The organism is Cupriavidus sp. 01L43 (assembly GCF_056399925.1).
On record NZ_JBFTSH010000002.1, the window covers coordinates 67985 to 94345 of the forward strand.

Here is a 26361-nt window from a genome sequence, read left to right on the forward strand (position 1 = left end):
ATCAGGACCCCATCGCCATGTACCTGCCCCGGCTGATCGCCCGCAACGCCATGCGCCACAAGCTGCGCACGGCGCTGACCGTGCTCGGGCTGGTCATCGCCGTGCTGGCCTACGGGCTGCTCCAGACCGTGGTGGATGCCTGGTACGCCGGCGCGGCGGCGGCGTCCAACGCGCGGCTGGTCACGCGCAACTCGATCTCGCTGGTGTTTCCGCTGCCGCTGAGCTACGAAAATCGCATCCGTGGCGTGGAGGGCGTGACGCAAGTCGCCCGCTCAAGCTGGTTCGCGGGCACCTATCGCGACCCCAAGAACTTCTTCGCCCAGTTCGCCGTCTCGGACAACTACATCGATCTGTATCCCGAACTGATCCTGCCGCCCGAACAGCGCGCGGACTACCGGCGCGACCGCCGGGGCGCGCTGGTGGGCCGGCAATTGGCCGACCAGTACGGCTTCAAGATCGGCGATGTCATCCCGCTCAAGGGCACGATCTACCCCGGCACGTGGGACTTCGTCGTGCGCGGCATCATGGAAGGCCGCGATGAGTCCACCATCACGCGGCAGATGCTGTTCCACTACGAGTACCTGAACGAAAGCATCCGCAAGAAGGCCGTCGGCAAGCCGGATCAGGTGGGCGTGTTCATCCTCGGCATCGACAACCCGGACAATGCCGCCGCCGTCTCCCGCCGCGTGGACGACGTCTTCCGCAACTCGCTGGCCGAGACCATGACCGAGACGGAGCAGGCGTTCCAGCTCGGTTTCGTGGCGATGTCCAACCAGATCATCGCGGCCATCCGCGTGGTGTCGTACGTGGTGATCGTGATCGTGATGGCCGTGATGGCGAATGCCATGGCGATGAGCGCCCGCGAGCGGACCACCGAATATGCGACGCTAAAGGCACTTGGCTTCGGGCCGGGCTTCCTGGCGATGCTGGTGTTCGGGGAGTCGATGGTGCTGTGCATGATCGGCGGCGCCATCGGCATATTACTGACCCCACCGGCCGCCAATCTGTTCAAGTCGACGGTCGGCAATGTGTTCCCGGTGTTCACGGTGTCGCACGAAACCGCCGCGATGCAGGCGGCCTGCGCACTCGTCTGCGGCGTGGCGGCGGCCATCGTGCCGGCCGTGCAGGCGGCGCGCGTGCGCATCGTCGAGGGCCTGCGGGCCATCGGCTGACCGGCCCGGCCCCCTCCCCCACATGGTCATCCCACTCCACTACATCGCACGCAACGTCTGGGCCCGGCGGCTCACCACCGCGCTCACGGCGGGCGGGCTGGCGCTGGTGGTCTTCGTCTTCGCGGCGATGCTGATGCTCGACGCCGGCCTCAAGCAGACGCTGGTGACCACCGGCGAGGCGGACAACGTGGTGCTGATCCGCAAGGGCGCCGAAACCGAGATCCAGAGCGCGATCACCCGCGACCAGGCGGCGGCCATGGAGATGCACCCGGCCGTGGCGATGAACAAGGAGGGTCGGCCGATGGCCTCGCGCGAGGCCGTGGTGCTGATTTCGCTGACCAAGAGCGGCGCGGCCTCCCCGGCCAATGTGGTGATCCGGGGGATATCGCCGCAGGGCGTGACGCTGCGCCCGCAGGTACGTATCACGGCCGGGCGCGTGTTCCGGCCGGGTTCGTCGGAGATCATCGTCGGCAGCAGCATCGCCAAGGGCTTCGGCAACGTGCGCATTGGCGACCACCTGCGCTTTGCCCAGCGCGACTGGACCGTGGTGGGCCATTTCGACGCCGGCGGCAGCGGCTTCGACTCCGAGATCTGGGGCGATGTAGACCAGCTCATGCAGTCGTTCCGGCGCACCAGCTATTCGTCGATGGTGGTGCGGCTGGGCCAGGCGGACGGCTTCGACAAGTTCCGGGCCGACATCGACGTGGACCCCCGCCTCGCCAACGAGGCCAAGCGCGAGCAGCAGTTCTACAGCGACCAGTCGCGCGCGCTCTCCACCTTCATCAACATCCTTGGGCTGACGCTGACCACGATCTTCTCCGTGGCGGCGATGATCGGCGCCATGATCACGATGTACGCCTCGGTGGCCAATCGCGTGGGCGAGATCGGCACGCTGCGCGCGCTGGGCTTCCAGCGCACCAATGTGCTCGCGGCGTTTCTTATCGAGGCGGTGCTGTTGGGCTTTGTCGGCGGCGTGGCCGGGCTGGCCTGCGCGGCGCTGATGCAGTTTGCGTCATTTTCGACGACGAACTTCCAGACCTTCGCCGACCTGTCGTTCCGTTTCCTGCTCACGCCGGGCATCGTCGTCAAGACGCTGCTGTTCTCGATGGCGATGGGCTTCATCGGCGGATTCCTGCCAGCGCTGCGCGCGTCGCGCCTGAATATCGTGGATGCGCTGCGCGCGCGTTGATCGGAAACCCGTTCGGGTGATCGGATAGATCCGGATCGAAACCGGGTCGGGGGGGCCCCCCCGGCGTCTCCCGGTTTCTAAAGTTTCTACCATTCAGCGCAGACCGCTTCATTTCTACCCTCCATGCACACTCATGGAGAGCAGAAATGAACACCACCTATCGCGCAGTCTTTAACGAATCCCTTGGCACCTGGGTTGCCGTTTCCGAAATCGCCAAGTCCCACGGCAAGCGCAGCAGCGTGCGCAAGGCCGTCGTCGCCACGGCCGTAGCGGCCGCCCTGCTTGCCATGCAAGCCACCGGCATGGCGCAGGAGATTGGCGCCGAAGCCGCCTGGGCGGAACAGCCGGTTGCCACGCAAGAGCTGGGCGAGGTCGGCCCGGGCACCCCGGACGCCGCCGTGTGCGAGCCGCAACTGGATGCCGATGGCATGCCGATTGCCGACACCTGCGAGGAAAATTCAGGTTCTTCCGATCATCAGGCCTTGATTGGCTCGGGCATCGTGGCCGGCGCCGCCGGTCTTGCCGCGCTGTTTAGCGGCAGCGGCAGCCACAGCGATGCCGCCGCGCCTGTTACCCCGGCGGCCCCGGTTGCTCCGGTTGCCCCGGCCGCGTCGCTCGCCCCGGCGACCCCGGTCACTCCGACGGAGCCGCCCGCGCCCCTCATTCATAGCACCGAAAACCTGGCGGTCGCCAACGGCGCCACCGGCCTGCGTCTGGATGAAGACAACACCGTGCTCCTTATCAACGGCCACACCGCCATCTCCGGCGAGGGTTCGACCGGCACCTCCATCCATGGCAAGGGCGCCAGGGTGGTCATCGGCGGCGAAACCACGGTCTCCGAAGGCGGCACGGGCGTCGGGATCGAGGGCGATCAAGGCTCGGTGTCCCTGGACGGCACGACCGCGGTGTCCGGGCCGGCCTCCACCGGCGTCGACATGACGGGCGACAACGCCAAGGTCTCGCTCGGTGGCAAGGACGCCGCTGCACCGACCACCGTCACGGTGGACGGCGGCGGCACCGCCGTCCGGATCACCGGCAACGGTGCCGACGTCCAGGCGTCCAACATCGACGCCACCAGCACTGGCGCCGGCTCCTCGCTGTTCTCGATCACCGGCGATGACGCAAGCGCCAACCTCAGCGGCACGCTGACCGTGCGCGACGGCGCCCGGGGCGTCGACATCACCGGCAGTCGCGCCACGGTACAGTCCGCAGCCAAGATCGACGTGGCGGACGCCGGCTCCATCGGCATCCGCGTGGCCGCCGAAAACCCCGCCGAAGGCGACTTCACGCGCTTTACCAACACGGGCGACATCCAGGTCAGCAAGAACGCCACGGGCGCCGGCATTTCCGGCAGCCAGGCGGATGTCACACTGGGCGGCAATATCAACGTCACGGTCGCCCGCAATGCGGAAGGTGTCCTCCAGGGCGGCCAGGGCGTTGTCGTCGAGGGTGACCATGGCAAAGTCAGGATCAACGGCAACGTCACGGTGGCCAACGAGGACATCGGCACCGACGTGACGCAAATGAGTGCTTCCTTCGTCACACGCGGTGTATCCGTCAGCGGCAACGACAACCAGGTCTCAGTGGACGGCGCGATCAACATCGCGGCAACGGGGCAGATCACCGGAAGCGGCCAGTCGCAACAATGGAGCGGCCTGCAGGTCACCGGGGACAACAACACCGTCAATGTCGATGGTGGCGTCATGGTGCGGCTCGAGGCAAGCGACGCCAACAAAAACCATATGACGCCGACGGGCATCGCCGTGAACGGCAAGAGCTCCGTGACGGTGAGCGGCCAATCCGCCATCCAGAACTTGTCGCTTCGGGGCCAGGACTCCAAGTTCGCAACGGTCCAGGGCGGCGGTTCACTGAAAATGACCGACGCGTCCGTTCTCGACATAGACCATGTAGCGAACGCGCACTACTCCTATAACGACGGAGGCGTGCTTGCCGCTGCCGGCGCCGGCAGCACGATCGCCAACGCGGGCGCCATCCGTGCAAGCGGGGACTTTACGGTACTCATGGCGGCGAGCTCGGGCGCCCGGCTGCAGAACTCCGGCACGATTTCCGCTACCAATTCGAGATCGTCCAACAATCACTCTGCCGCCATGCAGTTGGTACGCGGCGCCGGTTCGACCGCTGACAACAGTGGGGAGATCCGGATGACTTCGTCCGCCACGCCGCGCTCCACCAACGGCGTCAATATATATCCGTTACGCTGGGCCGGCGACGCAGGCTATGCCCAGTTGGCGAACAACTACGGCACGGTCACCAATGGCGCCAATGGCTCCATCGTCCTGGAGGGCGCAGCGCTATTCGGGCCGTCCGCCAGCGCGAACGGCACCGCGCTGAACGCCGGCCAGGTATCGCTCAATGGCGCGGTGGCGGTCGTCGACGCCCAGGGCCAGATCACCGGTCACACGCCCTACACCACCACGACGTCCTATTACCGTGGCGCCGGCATGCTGGCAGGTTCCACTGACGCCCCTTACGGCGAAAATGCCAGGGCCACCAACACGGGCACGATCAGCGTCAAGAACTCCGGCTTCGGCATGCTGGCGCTCTCCGGCGGCACGACCGTCAATACCGGCACCATCAATCTTGACGCCGACGCCGCAACGGTTGCCGACGGCACCGCGCACCAATTGATCGGACTCGGCGCACTCGCCGGCGGTACCGCCATCAACGAGCAGGGCGGGGTCATCAACGTCAACACCGATCTGGGCCGCGCCTTCTATACCGAAGGCAACGGCCTGGTCGTCAACCATGGCAGCGTGAACTTCAACGGCGCGGCCATGGACCCGAGCGACGCGCATAGGGGGGCGGCGCCGACCATGGCTGAGGTGCTGACCGACGTCATTGCCGGAACAGGCCAGTCCGTCTCGCTGGATGACCCCCTGGGTTATGTCGCCGCCAACCATCTCACCAACTATGGCGCAGTGACCAACGCCGCCACGCTGGACATGCGCGGCAAATGGCTGCTCAACCAGCAAGGCGCCAGCTTCTCGTCGCCGTCGAACTCGCTGGCGCTGGGTTCTTTCGAGAACAAGGGCACGCTGGCGGCCGGCGCGGTGCGGAGCGGCACGGGGTACAACCGGGCCGGTGCCACGATGAATGTGGAACTGCTGACGCTCGCTTCGAACGCCACCTTCTTTAATGAAGGCAACTTCCACGGCAGCGCAACGGCGGCGTCCTATACCAACAACATCGTCAATACCGGCGATTGGACAGTGAGCGCGGGCAATGCCATCCAGGGCCGGCTCAACGTCACCAATCAACAGGGCGGCACCCTGCGCAATACGGCGCCGGGCACTGGCGCGCTGGTCAACATCAGCTCCCTGCCTGGCGGCCAGCCGTTCAACAACGCCGGCACGATCACGGCCACCGACGGCTACGCCGCCCTCAAGACCGCCCATGGCGACGCGACGGACAGGCCCAACAACTGGCTGGTCAACCGTTCGACGGGTGTGATCAACGGCGTGATGAACGGCGCCGAGAAGGCACTGATCAGCATGGGCCGTGCCACCAATTTCGGCAACGAAGGCACGATCAATGTGCAGGGCAACGGGGCGGTGGGCATTCTGGGCGCCGCGTCGAGCTACACCACCAACATCATCAATGCCGGTACGCTCAATGTCGGCACCGAAGCCGGCAAGGCGGACGGTACGAACGGCACGGGCCTGATCGGCATCAAGGGCAGCAACACCGCGAACGAGATCACCAACAACGCTACCGGTGTCATCAACGTCTATGCCGATGATTCGTACGCCTTCGGCGGCAATGGCAAGGTCGTCAACAACGGTACGGTGAACCTCGCCTGCGACACCGGCTGTGCGATCTTTGCCCCGGGCAGCGCTGCGGCTATCACTGGCGCAGACAAGGTTATCGCGACTCAGGAGAAGCTCCCCGGGCAGGGCTCCGTGCCCACGCCCGCCCCTGAAGTCGCCCCCCGCATGCTGCTGCGCGGCTACCAGGTCGGCACCAACGCCAACGGCACCGCCGGCACCCTGCGCGGCAACCATCTGGACGTCTCCGAGGTCAAGGTCGACACTGCCTTCGCCGCCGGCACCGCCGCCAAGGCGGTCACCTTCGACAACGTGTTCCAGGGCACCGATATCACCGGCGCCCAGAACATCCAGTCCGACAGCGCCGTCTGGACCGCCAACGCGGCCCAGGACGCCAAGGGCATCGACGTGACGATGACCAAGAACGCCTACCAGGACGTGGTGACCGACGCCAAGCTCAAGGACGCCGCCGCCGCCCTCGAAGGCGCCTACTCCAACAACGCCGTGTTCCAGAGCCTGAACCTGGCCACCGCCGCCGAAGTCACCAAGGGCGTGAGCCAACTCACCGGCCAGGGCTTCGGCCAGGCCATGAACCAGGCCAAGGTGCTCAGCAACCGCTTCAGCGTGCTGGCCGACAACGTCAAGGAAACCCCGAGCGGCCTGGGCTTCAACATGGTCACCCGTGGCACCCCCGGCGCCCGCCTGGCTGGCTCCGAGTACGACATGGCCGTGCTGTCCTCGCGCTTCAGCGTGGGCGACCAGGGCAAGGTGGCCGTGCGCTACGGCGTGGCCAACCTGGCCAGCATCGACGCCGGCTCCAACGCCGCCGCCAGCAACGGCCTCTCGGGCGTGAGCCAGTTCGCCGGCGTGCAGTACGTCAACCCGATCGCCGCCGGGCTGGAACTCTCCGGTGACCTGCAGTTCGAGCAGCATCGTCTCGAATCGAGCCGCTCGCTCAACTACGGCAGCGTCAACGAGACGGCTTCCTCGAAGAACGGCCAGGACAAGTACCGCGCCAACTTCGTGGTCGGCAAGCCGGTGGAAGTGGCGAAGGGCTTCACCGTCACGCCGATGATGGGCCTGGACATGCGCCAGACCCGCGACCACGCGGTGAACGAGCAAGGCGCCGGGGCCTACAACCTCAACGTCTCGGGCGCCACCACCACGGCGATGGACGCCATCGGCGGTGTGAAGCTGGGCTATCAGCACGCGAACGGCCTGAACGCCAGCGTGCGCCTGCAGGGCGGGCCGAACCTGTTCTACGGCGCCGGCCAGCGCCAGGCCAGCCTGGCTGGTGCCCCGGATGCGCGCTTCGCGCTGCCGGACGCCACCCAGCGCAGCCGCTTCAACTACAACAGCACGGTCAGCGTGGGCTACGCCAAGGACCTGCTCAACCTGTCCGCCAACGGCTACACGGCCGACCAGGACGGCGTGAAGGACTATGGCGTGATGTTCAAGGTGGTCAAGCAGTTCTAAGACGGATCCGAATCCGCCTCTCCATGCAGTGACTTCGGCCGGGCGCCTTGCCCGGCTTTTTTTCGTTTGCCTGATTACCCGATCACCTCTTCGCAGACCGCCAGCCACGCGCGCGCCGCGTGAGACAGGTAGCGGCCCGGCGGCCAGACGTGGGCCATCGCCCAGTCCATGGTCGGCTCGGTCAGCCGGGCCATGGCGAGGGTGTCGGCGGCATCCAGCCGCGCCAGCAGCGGTTCAGGCAGAAAGGTGGTGCCAAGGCCCGCGGCCGCCATCGACACCAGGAAGTCCCAATGGCCGCTCTGCGCCACCACGCGCGGCGCCATGCGGGCCGTGGCAAACGCCTGACGCAGCTTGCGGGTCAGCGAGAACTCGTCGGTGAGCAGCACCAGCGGCGTCTCGCGCAGCGCATCGAGCTTCACCGTCCGGCCACCCGCCCAGGGCGCGCCGCGCGGGCCGACCACCCAGATCGGATACCGCGCGAACTCGCGCGTGGCGAGATCCAGCCCGCTGTCGCCGGGCAGCACCGTGGCGCCCACTTCAAGTTCGCCATTCGCCACTTGTTGCTCGACCACCTGCCCGCCATGCTCGGACAAGGTCAGTTCGAGATTCGGATACCGCTGACGGAACGCGCTGACCGCAGGCGAGAAGAACAGGTTGACCATCGGCGGCAGGCCCACGGTCAGCTGCCCGCGCCCGAGTGACGACAGATCCGCCACTTCCAGCGTCAGCCGATGCACTACGCCAAGCGCCTCCTGCCCACGGTCGTAGACCACCCGGCCCACATCGGTCAGTCGCACGGACTTGCCTTCGCGGATCAGCAGCGGCTGGCCCACCTCGTCCTCCAGCTGACGCACCATCTTGCTGATGGTGGACTGGGTGACGTACAGCGACGCCGCCGCCTGCGTGAAGCTCTTGAGCCGCGCGGTTTCCACGAAGTAGCGCAGCGCGCGGATGTCGATGGGCATGGCATTCCCCGGGATCGATTGATATGAAAATTCCGACTGGATCGACGAATTTTAAATCATGCAGGGAATGATCGCCAGTTCGCTACACTGCCCCGCAACGCTCCCACACACTTCCGCCCCCGGACGATTCCCATCATGGCTGGCTGGCCGCATGCCCGACAGTGGCTGTTCTCGCTGAAGGCATTCGCGGCCGCGATGCTGGCGCTCTATATCGCCCTGTCCTTCGGCCTGCCGCGCCCCTACTGGGCCATGGCCACGGTCTACTTCGTCTCGCATCCGCTCACGGGCGCCACGCGCTCCAAGGCCGCCTATCGCGTGGCCGGCACGGTGCTGGGCGCCACCGCCGCCGTGGTCACGGTGCCGGCGCTGGTCAATATGCCGATTGTGCTGACGGGCGCCATCGCGCTGTGGATCACGGGGCTGGTCTACCTCTCGCTGCTGGAGCGCGGCCCGCGCAGCTATGTGTTCCTGCTGGCCGCCTACACGCTGCCCATCGTGGCGCTGCCGGCCGTGAGCCATCCGGGGGAGATTTTCGATGTGGCGGTGGCGCGCATCGAGGAGATTGTCATCGGCATCGTCTGCGCGGGGCTGGTCGGGGCGATCGTGCTGCCGGCCAAGGTGGCGCCGGCGCTGCGCGAGCGCGCCGGGGAGTGGATTCGCGATGCCCGGGCCTGGTCGGCCGACATCCTCGCTGCCGACCCGCACGCCAGCGCCAGCCGCCACCGGCTGGCGGCGGACATGCTCGCGCTGGACCAGATGATCGCGCACCTGTCGTTCGATACCGAGAGCCGGCACACGCTGCACCACGCGCGGGCGCTGCGCGAGACCATGTCGCGGCTGATGCCCACGCTCTCCGCGCTGGACAGCGTGCTACGGGCCAAACCGCGCGCGCCGCACGCCAACCCCGCCCTGCAAGACACGGCCGATTTCCTGCGCGGCCGGATGGACGACTTGCTAGCCACCTGCGACGCCCTCCAGCACGGCATCGGCGACCGTCCCACGCAAGCCGCCCCGCCGGCCTCGGCGCGCATCGCCCCGTCAGAAAGCCCCACGGCAAGCCGCTATCACGATCACGGCATGCTGCTGTTCGGCGCGGCTTCCACGGGTCTGGCCGTGTTCTGCGCGGGGCTGATCTGGATGTGTTCCGGATGGGAGGATGGGGGCGGACCGGTGGCGGTGGCGGCCATCGCGTGCTGCTTCTTCGCCACCCTCGACGAACCGCGCCGCGTGACGCCGGTGTTCGCGCGTTGGAGCCTGGCGTGCCTGGGCGTGGCGTCGTACTACCTGTTTCTGGTCGTGCCGCACGCGCAGACCTTCGAGGCGCTGGTCGGCATGCTCGCCCTGCCCTACCTCGGCATCGGCCTGTTGATCGCGCGGCCCGGCTTCCAGTTGATTGCAATGCTGCTGTCGGTCAACACGGCCTCGTTCGCCAATATCCAGAGTATTTACGATGCCAACCTGCTCGGCGCCTTCAACACGAGTCTGGCGAACGCGGCGGCGATGCTGTTCGCGCCGCTCTGGGCGACGCTGGCGCGGCCGTTCGGGGCGCATGTGGCCGCGCACCGGCTGATCCGCGCGAGCTGGCAGGATCTGGCGCAGGCCGCCACGTGGCGCGGCGACCCCGCGCCGCTGGGCGCGCGCATGCTGGACCGCTTCGGGCAACTGATGCCGCGCCTCGGTGCCAGCGCGGACCGGCTGGCTTCGGACGGCTTCACGGAACTGCAGGTGGGCTACTGCACGCTGACGCTGCAGCAGGCGCTGCCGACCTTGCCGCCCGCCGCGCGCAAACCCGTGCGGCGCGTGTTGAGCGGGGTGGCGCGGCACTATCGCGGACGGCTGCGGACGGGCGAGGCGGTGCCAGCGCCGGCGCAGTTATCGGCTCGGATCGGGGAAGCCCTCGGCGCGGTTGCGGATGTACGTGACAACGCTGCCGTAATCAGCGCGCTGGTGGTGTTACGCGTGACGCTTGTCCACGGTGAGGACGAGGTGATATCGCGCATTCCGCGCAATCCCTCTCCCCCGGCCCCTCTCCTGCAAGCGGGCGAGGGGAGCAAACCGCCGTCCGTTGACGGGCCGAGGGGGTGCTCCCCTCTCCCTCCGGGAGCGGGGCGGGGGAGAGGGCAGGCGGCTCAAGATGCGTGATCGCATCGAGAAAGCGTGCGAGAGAAAACCCCTTCACACAACCGCCCCCGCCAGATACTGCGCCAGCGCGTCGAGCAGCAGCCCTGAGCCATGCTCCCGCGAACCGGCATCGTCATAGCCATCGAGAAAAGCGCCCTGCTCCGTCATGACCAGCCGCGTGCCATCGCCGGCTGGCTTCATTTCGAAGGTCGCCAGCGAGACGGAGATCTTGCGCTCGCCCATATGCATCTCGTAGGCGTAGACCAGACGCTCGCCGGGCACCACATCGTAATAAATGGCATCGAAGGTCGAGACCAGCCCGTTGGCCCAGCCGCCCTTCAGGTGCTCGCGGCCACCGGGGCGGGCATCCATGGTCCGCGCCAGTTCCTGATAGTCCTTGCCGCCCCCGAACCATTGCGCCTTGGCCTTGGGGTCGGTCAGCGCCCGGAAGACCTGCGCCGGCGTGGCCTTGAAGGTGCGCTCGATGCGGAAGATGCCGTGCACCACCGAGCGCTCGGCGGGCGGCGCATCGGCCATACGGGCCACTTCCACCTCCAGGCGGTCCAGCGTCTCGGCCCAGCCCTGCGCGGCGCCGCGCGTGAAATTGCCGGCGACCGGGTCCAGCAGCGTGTAGCGCTGCTCGACATCGAGCTGCGTGCCGCCGCAGACGTTCTCGAACGACACCGTGGTCAGGGCGTTGAACAGTGCGGCGCCGTCGCCGCCGACCACGGTCATGTCGATCACCAGCCGCGCGTTCGGCAGGATCTCGACAAAATGGCCGCGCACCCAGTGCGATTGCCCATCCGGCGCGCGCATGCAGTAGTCGAACTTGCCGCCCACGCGGGGCTCGACCTCGGCCTCGGGAATCGTGAACCCTTGCGGGCAGAACCAGTGCTTGACGTGCTCGGCGGACGTCCACGCCTGGAACACGAGTTCCTTGGGTGCGTTGAACGCGCGCGAGACCGTCAGTGGGCGCGGTTGCGCCAATTGGGTTGCCGTATCTTCAGTTGCCGTCGCCATCGGGGGTTGCCTCCTTCTTCATGGTTTCCAGGTATTCGCCCAGGCGGTCGAAGTGGCCTTCCCACTCGGCCCGCCGGGCGCTGATCCACTGCTCGGCCTGACTCAGCGCGTTCGGCGCCATCCGGCACGTGCGTACCCGCCCGACCTTCTGCGACTGCACCAGCCCGGCCTGTTCCAGCACGGCCAGGTGTTGCATGACGGCCGGCAAGGACATCGCCAGCGGCCGGGCAAGGTCGGTCACGGACGCGGGGCCGCGTGACAGTTGCACCAGCAGGGTCCGGCGCGTGGTGTCGGCCAGCGCCTGGAACGTCATATCGAGAGGATCAGATTGGTTAAGCATGTGCTTTAGTATAGCGACGGCAAATAGTTAAGCAAGGACTTTAGCAACAAATCTTCAGGCGGGTTGGCGAGAAGCTTGCTGCGCCTGTAGCGCGGCGATGCGCGCCAGCACGGCGGGCAGTTCGGGGGGCGGCGTGAGCTGGCCGATCAGCCACTGCACGGCATCGGCGACCTTGTCGGCGTCGTAGTCGGCGGAAAAGCTGTGGAGGGTCGCGCCGTGGAGGAACAGCCGGAGCGCGAGCAACTCCGGCTGCGACGGGTCGTTCGGGCCCTGCCCGAACAGCCGCGCCGGCACGGTGGCCAGCAGCGGGCCGATGGCCTCGGCCAGCCGGGTATCGCCACGCGCGGCCATCCAGACTTCCAGGATGGCCAGCGAGGTGTGGCGCTGGCGGCGGTTCACCAGCGCATGGAGCATCAGGTGCAGACGCACGCGGGATGGCATCGGCCCGAGCGCGGCCAGGCGCGCGGCCTCGGTATCGATCAGCTGCTCGACCATCGCCGGCAGCAGCGTGTAGCGCCCTTCCGGGAACTGATGCCGCAGCGACCCGCGGCTGATGCCAGCCATTTCGCAGACGCGCGCCTCCCCAAAGGCGGCATAGCCCTGTTCGATCAACAACTGGGTGGCGGCATCGATCAGCGCCTGTCTGGTGGACGCGCTGCGCTCGGCTTGGGTCGGCATGGCCGCGATTGTAGCCACATCGCCCTGTGTCGCCATTGATTCCTCAACTGTCACAAAACAAACATACAAGTTTGTTTATATCTGGCCCGCGCGTGGCAAGAGAGCCCATGGTCCGGCCGCGCGCGCACCCACGACAACAAGGAAATCCCGAATGTTCAAGCTCCCCCGAGCCGGCTGGCTGGCCGCCTTGCCCGCCGCCGCCTGCGCCGCGCTGGCCGCGTTGGCTGTCTCCGCCTGCGGCTCCGACGACAACAAGAGCACCACCACCACGCCGCCTGCCGCCGAAGTCCCGGCCCCGGTCGTGCCGAAGACCATCCAGTCGGTGCGCCACGTGTTCGTGATCACGCTCGAGAACCAGAACTACGCCACCACCTTCGCGGCGGACTCGAAGGCACCCTACCTCTCCAAGACCCTGGTTGCCCAGGGCGCGCACCTCCAGCAGTACTTCGGCACCAGCCACGTCAGCCTGGGCAACTACATCGCCATGATCAGCGGCCAGTCGGTCACCGCCGACACCCAGATGGACTGCATGGTCTACAAGGACTTCGCGCTGACCGGCATGGCCGACCACGGCCAGGCCATCGGCACGGGCTGCGTCTATCCGGCCTCGATCAAGACGCTGCCTGACCAGCTCAAGGCCGTGAACCTGGCCTGGAAGGGCTATATGGAGGACATGGGCAACGACCCGGCCCGCGAATCCGCCACCTGCGGCCACCCGGTCCTGAACGCCACGGATGCCACCCAGTCGCCCCAGGCCGCCACGGCCGGCGGCGTGCCGGCGGACCAGTACGCCACGCGCCACAACCCGTTCGCCTACTTCCACTCGATCACCGACTCGCCGGACTGCGCGACCAGCGTGGTCAACCTGAACAAGCTGACCGACGACCTGAAGACCGTGGCCACCACGCCGAACTTCACGTTCATCACGCCCAACCTCTGCAACGACGGCCACGACTCGCCGTGCGTGGACGGCGCGCCGGGCGGCCTGGTCTCGGCCGATGCCTTCCTGCAGAAGTGGGTGCCGATCATCATGGCTTCGCCGGCCTACCAGCAGGACGGCCTGATCATCATCAATTTCGATGAAAGCTCGTACTCGTCGCAGGCCATCGACACCACCACCACGCCGCCGACGCTGAACATGATCTTCTCTGGCCAGACCTGCTGCAACCAGCAACCCGGCCCGAACGTCACGTTCCCGATCACGCAGAGCTTCCCGGCCTCGGTGTCGCACTATCCGTACGACATCAACCTGGTCACCCAGAGCCATGGCGGCGACCGCACCGGCGCCGTGCTGCTCTCGCCGTTCATCAAGCCGGGCACGGTGTCCACCACGCCGTACAACCATTACTCGATGCTCAAGAGCCTGGAAGACATCTTCCAGGTGGGCGGCTACCTTGGGTACGCGGCGCAGGACGGGCTGGTGAGCTTCGGCACCGATATCTTCACCAACCTTTGATCGTCATCTGATCGACCACTGACTGCCGCCGGGTTGCGCAAGCGCCCGGCGGCTTGCCGTTGCCATGACCCTCGATACCGGATTGCCGCGCCGCCTGGGCGCCCTGCTGTGGCTGGCTATGTGTGTGAGCCTGCTGGCTGCCTGCCAGCCGCGTGATGCTGCCACCCCGGCCGCCGCCGCGTCAGCCCCCGCCCCCGCCAAGCCCGACGCCGCCACGCTGGCCAGCCTCGGCAAGGCGATTTTCTTCGACCCCACGCTGTCTGCCTCGGGCCGGCAATCGTGCGCGAGTTGCCACGATCCCGCCCACGGCTACGGCCCGCCCAATGCGCTGGCCGTGCAGCTTGGCGGCCCGGACCTCACCCGCCAGGGCAAGCGCGCCACGCCCTCCCTGGCGTACACCCTCAATCGCACGCCGATCTGGCACAAGGTGCAGGTGGCCAGCCTCAGCGAGCGGCTGACCGAGACCGATAGCCCGCCGACGGGTGGCCTGATGTGGGATGGCCGCTTCAACAGCCTGCGCGAGCAGGCCGGCGGCCCGCTGCTGGATCCGGACGAGATGGCGAACCCGGACCGCGAAGCCGTCGTAGCCAAACTACGACGTGCTGCCTATGGCGACGCCTTCCGCGCCGCCTTCGGCGCCAATGTGTTCGACGATCCCCAGCGCGCCTTCGATGCCGCCACCCAGGCCCTCGAGCGCTTCCAGCTCGACGACCCCAGCTTCCATCGCTACAACAGCAAATTCGACGCCTTCCTCGATGGCGAAACCACCCTCAGCGCCGCCGAGACACGCGGTTTGCGGCTGTTCTCGGACCCGGCGAAAGGCAACTGCGCGGCCTGCCATCGCATCGACAAGGGCGCCGACGGCTCCCATCCGCTGCTGACCGATTACCAGTTCGCCGCGCTCGGCGTGCCGCGCAACCCGGAGATCGCCGCCAACGCCAATCCGCAGTATTACGACCTCGGCCTGTGCGGCCCGAAGCGCACCGACCAGGCCGCCCAGCAGGGCTACTGCGGCATGTTCAAGACCCCCACGCTGCGCAACACGGCGCAGCGCGGCGCGTGGTTCCACAACGGGCGCTTCCACAATCTGGAAGACGTGGTGCGCTTCTATGTCGAGCGCGACCTGAAACCGGCCAAATGGTATGGGCGCGATGCGCGTGGCCGCACCGTGGCCTACGACGACCTGCCGCCCGCGCTGCGCCAGAATATCGACGACTTCGACCCGCCGATGGACCGCAAGCCCGGTGCCCGCCCGGCGCTGGACGACCGAGAGATCCGCGACGTGGTGGCGTTCCTGCGCACCCTCGACGACGGCTTCCGGCCCTAGCCCGCTTTTCGCCCGCCCCGGGGCGGCGCCAGCGCCACATTGCAGGTGCCGCCCCCAGCGCCCGCCGGGCCCGTCCTCAGTGCGCCGTCCCGCAAAAAGGCGTATTCTGGTGCGCTTGTCATTCCCGCGCCACCGGCGTAGTGTTGCGCATCGCCCGGCCCCTCCGCGCCGGGACGCGTTCCAGATTGTTGACGGATGAACCAGAAATCCCCGAATTTCCCGGATGAGCCGCCCATGCCGCCCACCTGGGATGCCCGCCTTGCCCGCCGCCTTGTGCGGCCCCTCCGGAATACCCGAGTCACCCCGAACCACCTGACCACGTTGCGCCTGCTCATCGGGCTGGCCGGCGTTGCCTGCCTGGCGCAGGGGGGCTACGCGTGGACCAATTACGGCGCCCTGCTGGTCGTGCTGTCCAACTTCATCGATCACACCGATGGCGAACTGGCGCGAATCAGCGGCAAAGGCAGCAAGATCGGGCATTTCTACGATCTGGCCAGCGACGCCCTGATTACCGTGTTGTTGTTCGTCAGCATGGGCATGGCGATTGGCGCGACCGCGCCCGCGACCACCGAGGCGATCGGCCCCGTGGGCCGCGGCACCGTGGCCGGGCTGGCGGTGGCCCTGATCTTCTTCCTGCGCATGCGTATAGAATCGCGGGTTGGCAAGAGTGGCACCAAGCAGGCTTCCGCCGCCGGGTTCGAGACCGAGGACGTGCTGTACCTGTTGCCGCTGGTCACGCTGACCAGCAGCATCGGACCGTTCCTGGCGCTGGCCTCGGTTGGCGCGCCGCTGTTTGCCCTGCTTGTGATCATCGACTACTGGCGCGTCATGCGGCGCCCCCAGGCGGTCGGCACCCCAACGAAACATTGAGGCAGCCATGACGGAACAGGCTACCCGCGACATCGCGCTCGATTCCCCGCTCGATCCAGTCATCGACGCTCCCGCGCCGCCTCCGCGTCATGCGGGCCACCCGGATGCCGCCGTGGCACGCGCGGCGGCCGGGCTGGACACGCCCGCGCTGCGCGCCGACTTCGACCGCCAGGGCGCGTTCCTCTACCTCGACACATTCCTGCCGCCCGAGCAGTGCGCCGAGCTGGAGGCGCTGGCCCGCGCGCTCCAGCCGGGGCTGAACCGCAACTACCTGCCCGGCCACAAGCAGGGCGGCAGCGTCAGCCGACACACCATCGACGAGCAGGCGCCCTTCATTGCCGAACTCTATCGATCGCCCGCGCTGATTCATTGGCTCGAACAGGTCACCGGAGACAAGCTCCAGGTCTGCCCGCCCACCGACCCGCACGCCTACGCGCTCTATTACTACACGCGCCCGGGCGACCATATCGGCTGGCACTACGACACCTCCTATTACGACGGCCGGCGCTACACGCTGCTGATCGGCGTGCTGGACGAGTCCTCGTGCCGGCTCGAATACGAACTCCACACCCGCAACCTCGAGGTGCCCGATGAACCGGGCGCGGTGCAGATTCCGCCGGGCGGCATCGTGCTGTTCGATGGCGACAAGCTGCGCCACCGCATCACCCCGGCCGGCCCGAACGAGATCCGCGTGTCGCTGACCTTCGAATACGTGACCGATCCGGGCATGCGGCCGTGGCTGCGCTTTATCTCCAATATGAAAGACGCGGTGGCCTATTTCGGCTTCCGGCAGGTCTTCAAGCGCCTGCTATCAGGCGGGAAGTCTGGCAAGTGACGCGTGCCGCATTTATTCTGCTGACGATTGGCGCGGCGCTGTTTGTCGCGCTGTTGGCATGGCAAGGCTTTGGCGCGGTCACGACCACGCTGATGTCGGCCGGCTGGGGCCTGGCCGTGGTCGCCGCGTTCCACGTGGTACCGCTGGCGCTGGACGCCGCCGCCATCGCCGTGCTGGTGGACCGCACCGCGCACCATGGCTCGTTCTGCACCGCGCTGCGTGCGCGCTGGGCCGGCGAGTCGGTCAACAGCCTGCTGCCGGCTGGCCAGATCGGCGGCCCGGTGCTGATGGTGCGCTACCTCGCCCATCATGGCGCCCGCATGCGCGACGCCGCCGCGGCCATCACCGTCAGCACGACCACGCAGGCGCTCTCCCAAATGCTGTTCGCACTGCTCGGCATTCTGCTGTTCGGTGCGCAAGGCAACCTCTCCGACCAGCGCACGCCGATCATCGCCGTGACGGTGGTCCTGGCCCTGTGCGTGCTGGCCTTCTGCATCCTCCAGCGGCGCGGCATGTTCGGCCGGGTGATGCGCGTGGCCGCGCGCGTGTTCGGCAAGCGCAACTGGGATGATCTGGCGTTGCGCGCCGATGCCGTGGACGAGGCCATCCGCGCCCTCTACCGCGACCGCCGCAAGGTAGCCGCCAGCTTCATGCTGAATCTGGCCGGCTGGATCGTTGGCACCGGCGAGGTCTGGCTGATTCTTTACTTCCTGGGCCATCCGGTGAGCTGGCACGAGGCATTGCTGCTGGAGAGCGTGGGTCAGGCGATTCGTGGCGCGGCGTTCGCCATTCCCGGCTCGCTCGGTGCGCAGGAAGGCGGCTATCTGCTGCTGGCGCCGCTGGTGGGCCTGCCGCCCGATGCCGCGCTGGCGATGTCGCTGGCCAAGCGCGTGCGCGAACTCGTGCTCGGCATTCCGGGCCTGCTCTACCTGCATCACAGCGAGCGTCGATACCAGCGCCGGCGCACCCGGCAGGCCGCGTGGCAGGGCTCCGAATAATGCATATCGAATAACCCGTCGACCCAGGCAACCCCCGGATACATCCCCAGGCAAATCCTCAAGCAAGGTGAACAGACAATAATGCGAGCAATCATTCTCGCCGCGGGCCTGGGCCTGCGGCTTCAGCAACAGGCGGGCAAGCAGTTTCCGAAGTGCCTGCTGCGCTTTGACGGCATCACCCTGCTCGAGCGCCACCTGCGCATGCTCGACGCGGCCGGCGTCACGGAAGTTGTGCTGGCGCTGGGCTTCGAGCCCACTCAAGTGCAGGCCGAACTGGCCCAGATCGAGCGCCCGGCCGGTCACCCGCCCGTGGAAATCGTGCTGAACCCGCGCTTCGACCTCGGCAGCGTGCTGACCGTGCACACCGTGGCGGACGCCCTCACGCGCGGCGGCGACGTCCTGCTGATGGACGCCGACGTGCTCTACGATGAGCGCATTCTCAACGCACTGGTGGCCGGCGAGACGGTCAACCGCCTGCTGATCGACCGCGATTTCGAGGCCGGCGACGAGCCCGTCAAGCTCTGCCTGCGCGACGGCGTGCCGGTAGAGCTGCGCAAGCAGCTGATGGCCGACCTCCAGTACGACACCATCGGCGAATCCGTAGGATTTTTCCGATTCCAGGAACACACGGCACGCCGGCTGGCCGAGATCGTCAAGGGTTACGTCGATTCGGGCCGCGCCAACATGCCGCACGAGGAAGCCGTCCGCGACCTGCTGCTCGAGTCGCTGGCCCAGCGTAGCCACCAGTTCGACACGGCCGACGTAACCGGCGCGCCGTGGATCGAGATCGATTTCCCCGGCGACGTCGAACGCGCCGCCAATGAAGTCCTGCCCCAACTTCTGCCCATCGTGGGATTCGCACAATGAACGCCATCGACCCGAACCTGCTCGCCACCTCCCGCGCCGCCCGTCTGCGCCAGATGCTGGTGTCCAACCAGCTCGAATTCATCATGGAAGCCCACAACGGGCTGTCCGCGCGCATCGTGCGCGAGGCCGGCTTCAAGGGCATCTGGGCCTCCGGGCTGGCCATTTCGGCCCAGTTCGGCGTGCGTGACAACAACGAGGCCAGCTGGACTCAGGTGGTGGACAACCTCGAGTTCATGGCCGATGCCAGCGACCTGCCGATCCTGCTCGACGGCGACACCGGCTACGGCAACTTCAACAATGTGCGCCGTCTGGTGCGCAAGCTCGAGCAGCGCGGCATTGCCGGCGTCTGCATCGAGGACAAACAGTTCCCGAAGACCAACAGCTTCATCGACGGCGAGCGCCAGCCGCTGGCGGAAATCGACGAATTCTGCGGCAAGATCAAGGCCGGCAAGGACTCGCAGACCGACGACAATTTCTCGATCGTCGCCCGCGTGGAGGCCCTGATCGCCGGCTGGGGCATGGAAGAAGCCCTGCGCCGCGCCGAGGCCTACCGTCAGGCCGGCGCCGACGCCATCCTGATCCACAGCAAGCTGTCCAAGCCGGACGAGATCCTGACCTTCGCGCGTGAATGGGCGGGCCGGGGTCCGCTGGTCATCGTGCCGACGAAGTACTACAGCACGCCGACCGAGGCCTTCCGCAAGGCGGGCATCAGCCTCGTGATCTGGGCCAACCACCTGGTGCGCGTGGCGGCCTCGTCAATGCAGGCCGTGGCCCGCGAAATCCACGACAGCGAAACGCTGGTGAACGTGGAAGACCGCATTGCCTCCGTCAACGAGATCTTCCGCCTGCAGGACGCCGACGAGTACTCGGCCGCCGAGAAGATCTACCTGTCCGGCGCGCAGGTGCCGGGTGCCGCCGTGGTGCTGGCGGCGGGCCGTGGCAAGGGCCTGGAGGCGCTGACCGAAGACAAGCCCAAGATCATGCTGCCGGTGGCCGGCAAGCCGCTGCTGCGCTGGCTGGTCGATGGCTTCAAGAAGCAAGGCATCAACGACATCACCGTGGTGGGCGGCTACCAGGCGCAGGCCATCGACACGGCCGGCATCAAGCTGGCGGTCAACGAGCGCCACGCCCAGACCGGCGAACTGGCCTCGCTGGCCTGCGCGGCCGATGCCATGCAGACCGACACCGTGATCGCCTACGGCGACCTGCTGTTCCGCAGCTACATCCTGCGCGACCTGCTCGAATCCGACGCCCCGTTCAGCGTGGTGGTGGATTCCTCGCAGACCGCACCGTCGAACCAGAGCGTGCGCGACTTCGCCTGGTGCTCGGGCGGCGACGATCGCGATCTGTTCGGCCAGACCATCACCCTGAAGAAGGTCTCGGACACCCTGCCCGCCGCCGGCGAAGCCCAGCCCAATGGCCGCTGGATCGGCCTGTTCAGCGTGCGTGGCGAAGGCCGCGCCAAGCTGCAGGCGCTGCTGGCCAAGCTGCGCGAGCGGCCTGACTTCGACCAGCTCGACCTGCCCGACCTGCTCAACGCGCTGGTCGAAGCCGGCGAGAAGGTCGAGGTCAAGTACGTGCACGGCCACTGGCGCGGTGTGAACGATCTGGACGATTTCCGCCGTGCCGGCGACTTCGCCCATACGCAGACGCCGTACGCCCTGGGGAATGTCGACGGTGAGGCTGACGGCGAGGCCGCCCGATGATCGAGGCGGTCCAGTTCGTGGAGGCCGCGCGCGAGCGTGGCTTCCAGTGGTACGCGGGCGTGCCCTGCTCGTACCTGACGCCGTTCATCAACTACGTGGTGCAGGACAACTCGCTGCATTACGTCTCGGCGGCCAATGAGGGCGATGCCGTCGCCTTTATCGCCGGCGTGACGCAAGGCGCGCAAAACGGCGTGCGCGGCGTGACGATGATGCAGAACTCGGGCCTCGGCAATGCCGTCAGCCCGCTGACCTCGCTGACGTGGACGTTCCGCCTGCCGCAGTTGCTGATCGTGACGTGGCGCGGCCAGCCCGGCGTGCATGACGAGCCCCAGCACGCGCTGATGGGCCCGGTCACGCCGGCCATGCTGGAAACCATGGAGATTCCATGGGAGCTGTTCCCGACCGAGCCGGCCGACGTCGCCCCCGCGCTGGACCGGGCGGTGGCCCATATGGACGCCACCGGCCGGCCCTACGCGCTGGTCATGCAGAAAGCCAGCGTGGCGCCCTATCCGCTGACGGCCCAGACGCCGCCGCAGGCACGGCCCAAGGCCACGCCGCAGGTGTCGCGCCGCAACGTGCCGGCCGCCGAACTGCCGAGCCGCCGCGACGCACTGGCCCGCGTGATCGCCCATACGCCGGTCGACGGCACCGTGGTGCTGGCCTCCACCGGCTTTTGCGGTCGTGAGCTTTATGCGCTCGATGATCGGCCGAACCAGCTCTATATGGTCGGCTCGATGGGCTGCCTCACGCCGTTCGCGCTCGGCCTCGCGCTGGCGCGCCCGGACCTGCGCGTGGTGGCCATCGATGGCGACGGCGCCGCGCTGATGCGCATGGGCGTGTTCGCCACGCTGGGCGCCTACGGCCCGGCCAACCTCACGCATGTGCTGCTGGACAACAACGCGCACGACTCCACGGGCGGCCAGTCGACGGTGTCGCACAACGTGTCGTTCGCCTCGGTGGCGGCTGCATGCGGCTACGCGTCGGCAGCCGAGGGCGATCACCTCGACCTGCTCGACCAGGTCCTGCAAGGCGCCGCCACGGCCAAGGCCGGCCCGACCTTCGTCTGCCTGCAAACCCGCGCCGGCACGCCGGACGGCCTGCCGCGCCCGACCGTGACGCCGGTGGAAGTCAAGACCCGCCTCGGCCGCCAGATCGGCGCCGATCAAGGCACAAGCCAAGGCACCGACCATGCTGCTGCTTAACCCGGGCCCCGTCACGCTCTCCGAGCGTGTGCGCCAGAGCCTGCTGCAAACCGACCTGTGCCACCGCGAAAGCGAGTTCTTCGACCTTCAGGACGAAGCCCGCGCGCGGCTGCTGAAGATCTACGCGCTCGACGCCGCCGCATGGTCCACCGTGCTGATGACGGGCTCGGGCACCGCCGCGCTGGAAAGCATGATCGCCGGCCTCGTCCCCGAGCAGGGCAAGCTGCTGATCGTGCAGAACGGCGTCTATGGCGAGCGCATCGCGCAGATCGCCACGCAGTACCGCATCGCGCACACGCTGGTGAAGCACGACTGGATGGACGCGCCCGACCTCGACCGTATCGCCGCCGCCCTCAAGGCTGACAAGGCGATCACGCACGTGGCGGTGATCCATCACGAGACCACCACCGGGCGGCTCAACGACATCGCCGCCGTGGACCGGCTCTGCCAGGAACACGGCGTGCGCCTGCTGGTGGATGCGGTGAGCAGCTTCGGCGCGGAGGCCATCGACTTCGGCGGCAACATCGACGCCGTGTCCGCCACGGCCAACAAGTGCCTGCACGGCGTGCCCGGCGCGGCCTTCGTCATCGCCCGGCGCAGCGCGCTGGCGCAGGCGGCCAGCCGCACCTACTACCTGGACATCGGCCGGTTGGCCAAGCTCCAGGACCAGCGCAACACGCCGTTCACGCCGTCCGTGCACGCGTACTACGCGCTGGTGGAAGCCCTGCGCGAGCACGAGGAAGAAGGCGGCTGGCAGGCGCGTCATCAACGCTACGCTTCGCTGGCTGAACAAGCCCGCGCGGGGCTGGCGGCACTCGGCATCGAACCGCTGTGGCCCGCCACCCAGTCGTCCGTGGTGCTGCGCGCGTACAAACTGCCGCAAGGCGTGACGTACGAGCAACTTCACGACGGCCTGAAGGCGCGCGGCTTCGTGATCTACGCCGGCCAGGGCGGCCTGTCCGCGCAACTGTTCCGCATCTCCACCATGGGCGCGATCACCCCGGCCGACATCGACCGGCTGGTGGACGGCTTCAAGGCGCTGACGCAGCGTTAGTCGGCTAGTCGATCGGCGAGTCGGTCGGCTAATCGATCAGAGGGAATCCGGCAGCGGGGTAAAGCAGACGGCCCAGTCGTCGGCTTCCTGCTCGCCGATCCCCTCGGCCATCAATCCCTGTTTCCAGCGGCCTTGCACCGTCCCGGCGATTTCGTCGAGGATGTCCTCCGCCTGCGCGCGCGTCAGGCCAAAGACCGCGCAGTCGCTCAGGATGTTCTGCCGGGTGGCGACGAAACCCTCCTCGCCAATGGCCAGCGCGTGCTCCCTGCGCCGGGTGGCGTGCTGGCGCGGCACCAGGTCGTAGGCCGGCGAGAGCGTGTACAGCCCCGGCGTATCGCCGGCAAGAAAGCCGTGGTTGCGCTCGTGGTCGTCCGTATTGGCGATGCAGCAGTTGAACACCATCCGCCGGTAAAGCTCCACGCGGTCCGCGGCTAGCGTCTCGCTGAAGCGGGCCATTTCGCGCGACAGCCGTGCGTAGCTGCCTGTGAACGCGTAGGCCTGCACATCGACATTGGCGTGGAACACGGTCTGGGCGCTCAGGAACGCGTCGCGCCGCCAGCCGGTGCCATCGGCACTGCGCGCCCGATCAAAACGCTCTACCAGCAGGAGATCGTCCTCCACCACGCGGGTGTTGACGGAACGGATGCCACAGGCTTGCGCCAGCCCCAGCATGGCCCGCTCCACGCGGGCAATCGGCGCGCCATGGTCTTCCTGCGTCGGGTACTTCGCGATCCACTGCTTGCCCTCATGCCCGATTGTCATCTTCGGGCGTGCGCCGCCCAGATTGGTGTTCGGGCGCACCAGCCCAACCAGCGCCGGATCGACATGCCGGCGCTCCTGCAAGCCCCGGAGCACCCCGCGCGTCAGCGGCAGGATGTCGTAGCCGGGCAGCGAATAGGTCTTGGGCGGGATCTCCCGCGAGGTGCTGAAACCCAGATTGCCGATCGAGTCGCCCTCGCCCCGCAGCAGATAGCCCGTCAGGTCGGCCGGCGGGCCGAAGAGCCGGTCGATGACATAGCGGCCCCAGTCGTCAGGCATCGCATCGCGCATCGGGCCGAAGACACCTTCCAGCGCCGTGGTCTCGTAGACGCGGTCCACCAGCCGCAGTTGCACCGGGTCGAGTGCGAGCGCGTCCGGGTTGGTCAGATAGGAGCGGCCGTAGACGAACTCGCCACGATACCGTGGCGTGCCGCCGCCGGGCAGTTTCGTGTGGCGGAAGCGGCCGGCCAGCGTGGGCTCGGTGTCGCCCGGCAGCCAGGCCCAGACCCAGATTTCAGAAGTCATTGTCGAGTGCCCTTCGAATGCGCACGCGGCGCTCGCCGGGCTGGTATTCGAGTGCGGCGCCTTCCTGGTCGAGCGCGGCGTCGGCCACGACGTCCAGTTCGCGGTCGAGGCCCATGACCCAGAGGGCGCGGGCGAAGGCGCCGATGGCGGTGTCGGGGCTGCCGCGCTCGATGGCCTCGATGGTCGAGCGGGACAGGCCGGCGCGCTCCGCCAGATCGACCTGGCGCAGCTTGCGATGCTGCCGGGCGTCCCGGATACGGGAGCCGAGCGCGGCGAGGCGCAATCCGACTTCAGGGGGCAGTGGCGAGGCGATCGGGCGTGTCATAACAAGCATTATTGGCGTTACTGCTTGTTATAGCAAGCACGGGTACGCATGTGCCTCCGTCATCACAACTCCGATTCCACCGGCAGCAGGCGCATGAAGCCTTGGCCGATACGGTTCCAGGTGCTCATGTCCGGCTCGCTGGTGTAGGTGCGCAGCACGCCGTCCTCCCGGGTGATCCAGGCCAGTTGGAGGTTGCCGGTCTGGGGGTCGGGCAGCAGCACGACCTGGTAGGCGGCGTCGAGCAAGGCATCGTCGAGCCGCTTGCCAAGCATGTCGCACAGCGGCGCGCTGTCCACGACGATGCCCATCTCGGTGTTGAGCCGCGCCGAGCGCGGGTCCAGGTTGAGCGAGCCGATGAACAGCAGGCGACGGTCGACCATATAGGTCTTGGCGTGCAGGCTGGCCCGGCTGCTGCCGCCCATGCCGTGCCCCTTTTTCTCCTTCGCCATTTCCGCGTAGGCGCTGGGCTTGAGTTCATAGAGCAACACGCCAGCCCGGAGCAGCGCCTCGCGGCGCGGGGCGTAGCCGGCGTGGACCGCCGAGACATCGGTGGCGCCGAAGGAATTCGTGAGGATGTGGACCTGCACGCCGCGCTGTTGCAGCCCGGTCAGCCACGCCATGCCGGCACCGCCGGGCACGAAGTATGGGGAGACCAGCGTGAGGTCGTGCTGCGCGCTGCCCAGCACCTTGATCAGCGCCGGAATCGCGTGGGTCGAATCGTCCTCGGGCGGCAGCGTGACCTTGGCGGCGCGGTCGGCGATCACCGTGGCGCGGCCCCAGTAGGCCGGCAGCGCCTCCTGCTGGATGGCGCGGATCACGCCGGACTCCAGCACGGTCTTGCCGTACGGCGTGGCGCGCAGCTTGACCTTGCGGTCGTCCAGGTACTGGCGCACGCGCTGCTGGAAGGCCACGGTCTCGGCGTCCGACTGGGGCGTCGCCAGGGTGGCGAGCGGATAGGTGGCCTCGGCATTCCAGTAATCGTCGAACACGGCCGAGACCTGCGGCACCACCGGGCCCGCCGCCAGCAGGTCCAGATCGCTGAAATCGACATCGGACTTGGCCGCGAAGTAGGCATCGCCGATATTGCGGCCGCCCACCACGGTGAGCTGGTTGTCCGCCGTCATCGACTTGTTGTGCATGCGCCGGTCCACGCGCCGGAAATCAGTAGCGAACTCGAACATCCGCACGCCCCGGTTGGCAAACGGATTAAACAGGCGCACTTCGACGTTGGGATGGGCGTCCAGCGCGGCCAGCGCCTGGTCCTGGCCATCCGTGTGGAGGTCATCCAGCAGCAGTCGCACGCGCACGCCACGGTCGGCGGCAGCCATAACCTCGGCGAGCAGGGTCAGGCCGGTGTCGTCGGCATCGAAGATGTAGTACTGGAGGTCCAGGCTGCGCTGGGCGGTGCGGGCCAGCGCGAGGCGCACGGCGAAGGCATCGGCGCCGGCGGTGAGCGGATAGAACACCGATTCGCCGGGATGCTGCGCCAGGCGCGGCGCCAGTGCCCGGCCGAGTGCGGTATCGGCGGAATCGGCCAAGGCCAGGGCCTGTGTCGGTGGCTGGGCCGGATGCGGCGGCAGGCTGGCGCAGCCCGCCCCCAGCATCGACATCACGATCACTCCTGCCGCCATCAGCCAGTTTGCAACGCGCATCGGACCGCTCCTGGATTGTTCCACCCGCAACAATTGAGT

At 67.6% G+C, this 26361-nt stretch carries 20 protein-coding genes; 13 read left to right on the forward strand and 7 right to left on the reverse strand.

All coding sequences use genetic code 11. The features are described 5' to 3' along the window. Positions 1 to 17 precede the first annotated feature (17 nt). The 3 genes from AC1DP9_RS03450 (at position 18) to AC1DP9_RS03460 (ending at position 7622) form a co-directional block, all read left to right on the forward strand. Entirely contained in the window at positions 18 to 1172 is a 1155-nt protein-coding gene (locus tag AC1DP9_RS03450; protein WP_092301125.1) for an ABC transporter permease, read from the forward strand. Positions 1173 to 1194: 22 nt separating this feature from the next. After that, positions 1195 to 2361, forward strand: coding sequence for an ABC transporter permease (locus AC1DP9_RS03455; RefSeq protein ID WP_092301122.1), 1167 nt, complete (start codon positions 1195 to 1197; stop codon positions 2359 to 2361). A gap of 146 nt (positions 2362 to 2507) precedes the next feature. After that, complete coding sequence (locus AC1DP9_RS03460; RefSeq protein ID WP_477106620.1) at positions 2508 to 7622, forward strand: ESPR-type extended signal peptide-containing protein; 5115 nt, start codon at positions 2508 to 2510, stop codon at positions 7620 to 7622. Between the two features lie 74 nt (positions 7623 to 7696). Here AC1DP9_RS03460 and AC1DP9_RS03465 read toward each other — a convergent pair whose 3' ends face one another. Then, positions 7697 to 8587, reverse strand: a complete 891-nt coding sequence (locus AC1DP9_RS03465; RefSeq protein ID WP_441644214.1) for a LysR family transcriptional regulator — start codon at positions 8585 to 8587, stop codon at positions 7697 to 7699. A 135-nt stretch (positions 8588 to 8722) separates the two neighbouring features. Between AC1DP9_RS03465 and AC1DP9_RS03470 the strand changes: the two genes are divergently transcribed. Then, complete coding sequence (locus AC1DP9_RS03470) at positions 8723 to 10729, forward strand: FUSC family protein (protein ID WP_477106621.1); 2007 nt, start codon at positions 8723 to 8725, stop codon at positions 10727 to 10729. Between the two features lie 33 nt (positions 10730 to 10762). Here AC1DP9_RS03470 and AC1DP9_RS03475 read toward each other — a convergent pair whose 3' ends face one another. The 3 genes from AC1DP9_RS03475 to AC1DP9_RS03485 are packed head-to-tail and all read right to left on the reverse strand — an operon-like array spanning position 10763 to position 12746. Next, positions 10763 to 11728 (reverse strand): SRPBCC domain-containing protein, encoded by a 966-nt coding sequence (locus tag AC1DP9_RS03475; RefSeq protein WP_477106622.1) that lies wholly within the window; start codon positions 11726 to 11728, stop codon positions 10763 to 10765. Then, the gene (locus tag AC1DP9_RS03480; protein ID WP_092301107.1) at positions 11712 to 12068 is read right to left on the reverse strand and encodes an ArsR/SmtB family transcription factor; all 357 of its coding nucleotides are present in this window, start codon (positions 12066 to 12068) and stop codon (positions 11712 to 11714) included. Before AC1DP9_RS03480 ends, AC1DP9_RS03475 begins: the two co-directional genes overlap by 17 nt. Before the next feature lie 54 nt (positions 12069 to 12122). Further along, entirely contained in the window at positions 12123 to 12746 is a 624-nt protein-coding gene (locus tag AC1DP9_RS03485; RefSeq protein ID WP_092301320.1) for a TetR/AcrR family transcriptional regulator, read from the reverse strand. A 151-nt stretch (positions 12747 to 12897) separates the two neighbouring features. Here AC1DP9_RS03485 and AC1DP9_RS03490 point away from each other — a divergent pair, with 151 nt between their 5' ends. The 9 genes from AC1DP9_RS03490 (at position 12898) to AC1DP9_RS03530 (ending at position 23061) form a co-directional block, all read left to right on the forward strand. Then, entirely contained in the window at positions 12898 to 14202 is a 1305-nt protein-coding gene (locus AC1DP9_RS03490) for an alkaline phosphatase family protein (RefSeq protein ID WP_477106623.1), read from the forward strand. A gap of 64 nt (positions 14203 to 14266) precedes the next feature. Next, positions 14267 to 15529 carry a cytochrome-c peroxidase gene (locus tag AC1DP9_RS03495; protein ID WP_477106624.1) on the forward strand — a complete coding sequence of 421 codons (1263 nt, stop codon included), beginning with the start codon at positions 14267 to 14269 and terminating at the stop codon, positions 15527 to 15529. A 195-nt stretch (positions 15530 to 15724) separates the two neighbouring features. Beyond that, positions 15725 to 16399: a CDP-alcohol phosphatidyltransferase family protein gene (locus AC1DP9_RS03500; RefSeq protein ID WP_092301098.1), complete on the forward strand. Its 675-nt coding sequence runs from the start codon at positions 15725 to 15727 to the stop codon at positions 16397 to 16399. Positions 16400 to 16406: 7 nt separating this feature from the next. Continuing rightward, positions 16407 to 17234 carry a HalD/BesD family halogenase gene (locus AC1DP9_RS03505; protein WP_477106625.1) on the forward strand — a complete coding sequence of 276 codons (828 nt, stop codon included), beginning with the start codon at positions 16407 to 16409 and terminating at the stop codon, positions 17232 to 17234. Beyond that, positions 17231 to 18232, forward strand: a complete 1002-nt coding sequence (locus AC1DP9_RS03510; RefSeq protein ID WP_092301090.1) for a flippase-like domain-containing protein — start codon at positions 17231 to 17233, stop codon at positions 18230 to 18232. The genes AC1DP9_RS03505 and AC1DP9_RS03510 overlap by 4 nt, the downstream gene beginning before the upstream one ends. An 81-nt stretch (positions 18233 to 18313) precedes the next feature. Then, the gene (locus AC1DP9_RS03515) at positions 18314 to 19099 is read left to right on the forward strand and encodes a phosphocholine cytidylyltransferase family protein (protein ID WP_477106626.1); all 786 of its coding nucleotides are present in this window, start codon (positions 18314 to 18316) and stop codon (positions 19097 to 19099) included. After that, positions 19096 to 20805 (forward strand): phosphoenolpyruvate mutase, encoded by a 1710-nt coding sequence (gene aepX / locus AC1DP9_RS03520; protein ID WP_454757048.1) that lies wholly within the window; start codon positions 19096 to 19098, stop codon positions 20803 to 20805. Before AC1DP9_RS03515 ends, aepX begins: the two co-directional genes overlap by 4 nt. Next, on the forward strand, positions 20802 to 22007 hold the full coding sequence (aepY, locus tag AC1DP9_RS03525) for a phosphonopyruvate decarboxylase (protein ID WP_477106627.1): 1206 nt from the start codon (positions 20802 to 20804) through the stop codon (positions 22005 to 22007). The genes aepX and aepY overlap by 4 nt, the downstream gene beginning before the upstream one ends. After that, a complete protein-coding gene (locus AC1DP9_RS03530) occupies positions 21994 to 23061 on the forward strand; it encodes a 2-aminoethylphosphonate aminotransferase (protein ID WP_477106628.1) in 1068 nt (355 codons plus the stop codon). The genes aepY and AC1DP9_RS03530 overlap by 14 nt, the downstream gene beginning before the upstream one ends. Before the next feature lie 36 nt (positions 23062 to 23097). On the opposite strand, the gene AC1DP9_RS03535 is transcribed toward AC1DP9_RS03530, so the two are convergent. From AC1DP9_RS03535 to AC1DP9_RS03545, 3 genes are all read right to left on the reverse strand, one after another. Next, entirely contained in the window at positions 23098 to 24345 is a 1248-nt protein-coding gene (locus AC1DP9_RS03535) for a type II toxin-antitoxin system HipA family toxin (RefSeq protein ID WP_477106629.1), read from the reverse strand. Then, positions 24335 to 24670, reverse strand: a complete 336-nt coding sequence (locus AC1DP9_RS03540) for a helix-turn-helix transcriptional regulator (protein WP_477106630.1) — start codon at positions 24668 to 24670, stop codon at positions 24335 to 24337. The genes AC1DP9_RS03535 and AC1DP9_RS03540 overlap by 11 nt, the downstream gene beginning before the upstream one ends. A 62-nt stretch (positions 24671 to 24732) precedes the next feature. Further along, positions 24733 to 26322, reverse strand: coding sequence for a phospholipase D family protein (locus tag AC1DP9_RS03545; RefSeq protein WP_477106631.1), 1590 nt, complete (start codon positions 26320 to 26322; stop codon positions 24733 to 24735). Between the last annotated feature and the right edge of the window lie 39 nt (positions 26323 to 26361).

Coding starts and splice junctions, on each gene's coding strand:
- AC1DP9_RS03490 (WP_477106623.1), top strand. CDS start 12,898: ATGTTCAAGCTCCCCCGAGCCGGCTGGCTGGCCGCCTTGCCCGCCGCC.
- AC1DP9_RS03545 (WP_477106631.1), bottom strand. CDS start 26,322: ATGCGCGTTGCAAACTGGCTGATGGCGGCAGGAGTGATCGTGATGTCG.
- AC1DP9_RS03470 (WP_477106621.1), top strand. CDS start 8,723: ATGGCTGGCTGGCCGCATGCCCGACAGTGGCTGTTCTCGCTGAAGGCA.
- AC1DP9_RS03530 (WP_477106628.1), top strand. CDS start 21,994: ATGCTGCTGCTTAACCCGGGCCCCGTCACGCTCTCCGAGCGTGTGCGC.
- aepY (WP_477106627.1), top strand. CDS start 20,802: ATGATCGAGGCGGTCCAGTTCGTGGAGGCCGCGCGCGAGCGTGGCTTC.
- AC1DP9_RS03535 (WP_477106629.1), bottom strand. CDS start 24,345: ATGACTTCTGAAATCTGGGTCTGGGCCTGGCTGCCGGGCGACACCGAG.
- AC1DP9_RS03500 (WP_092301098.1), top strand. CDS start 15,725: ATGAACCAGAAATCCCCGAATTTCCCGGATGAGCCGCCCATGCCGCCC.
- AC1DP9_RS03540 (WP_477106630.1), bottom strand. CDS start 24,670: ATGACACGCCCGATCGCCTCGCCACTGCCCCCTGAAGTCGGATTGCGC.
- AC1DP9_RS03480 (WP_092301107.1), bottom strand. CDS start 12,068: ATGCTTAACCAATCTGATCCTCTCGATATGACGTTCCAGGCGCTGGCC.
- AC1DP9_RS03505 (WP_477106625.1), top strand. CDS start 16,407: ATGACGGAACAGGCTACCCGCGACATCGCGCTCGATTCCCCGCTCGAT.
- AC1DP9_RS03475 (WP_477106622.1), bottom strand. CDS start 11,728: ATGGCGACGGCAACTGAAGATACGGCAACCCAATTGGCGCAACCGCGC.
- aepX (WP_454757048.1), top strand. CDS start 19,096: ATGAACGCCATCGACCCGAACCTGCTCGCCACCTCCCGCGCCGCCCGT.
- AC1DP9_RS03485 (WP_092301320.1), bottom strand. CDS start 12,746: ATGCCGACCCAAGCCGAGCGCAGCGCGTCCACCAGACAGGCGCTGATC.
- AC1DP9_RS03460 (WP_477106620.1), top strand. CDS start 2,508: ATGAACACCACCTATCGCGCAGTCTTTAACGAATCCCTTGGCACCTGG.
- AC1DP9_RS03450 (WP_092301125.1), top strand. CDS start 18: ATGTACCTGCCCCGGCTGATCGCCCGCAACGCCATGCGCCACAAGCTG.
- AC1DP9_RS03515 (WP_477106626.1), top strand. CDS start 18,314: ATGCGAGCAATCATTCTCGCCGCGGGCCTGGGCCTGCGGCTTCAGCAA.
- AC1DP9_RS03455 (WP_092301122.1), top strand. CDS start 1,195: ATGGTCATCCCACTCCACTACATCGCACGCAACGTCTGGGCCCGGCGG.
- AC1DP9_RS03465 (WP_441644214.1), bottom strand. CDS start 8,587: ATGCCCATCGACATCCGCGCGCTGCGCTACTTCGTGGAAACCGCGCGG.
- AC1DP9_RS03495 (WP_477106624.1), top strand. CDS start 14,267: ATGACCCTCGATACCGGATTGCCGCGCCGCCTGGGCGCCCTGCTGTGG.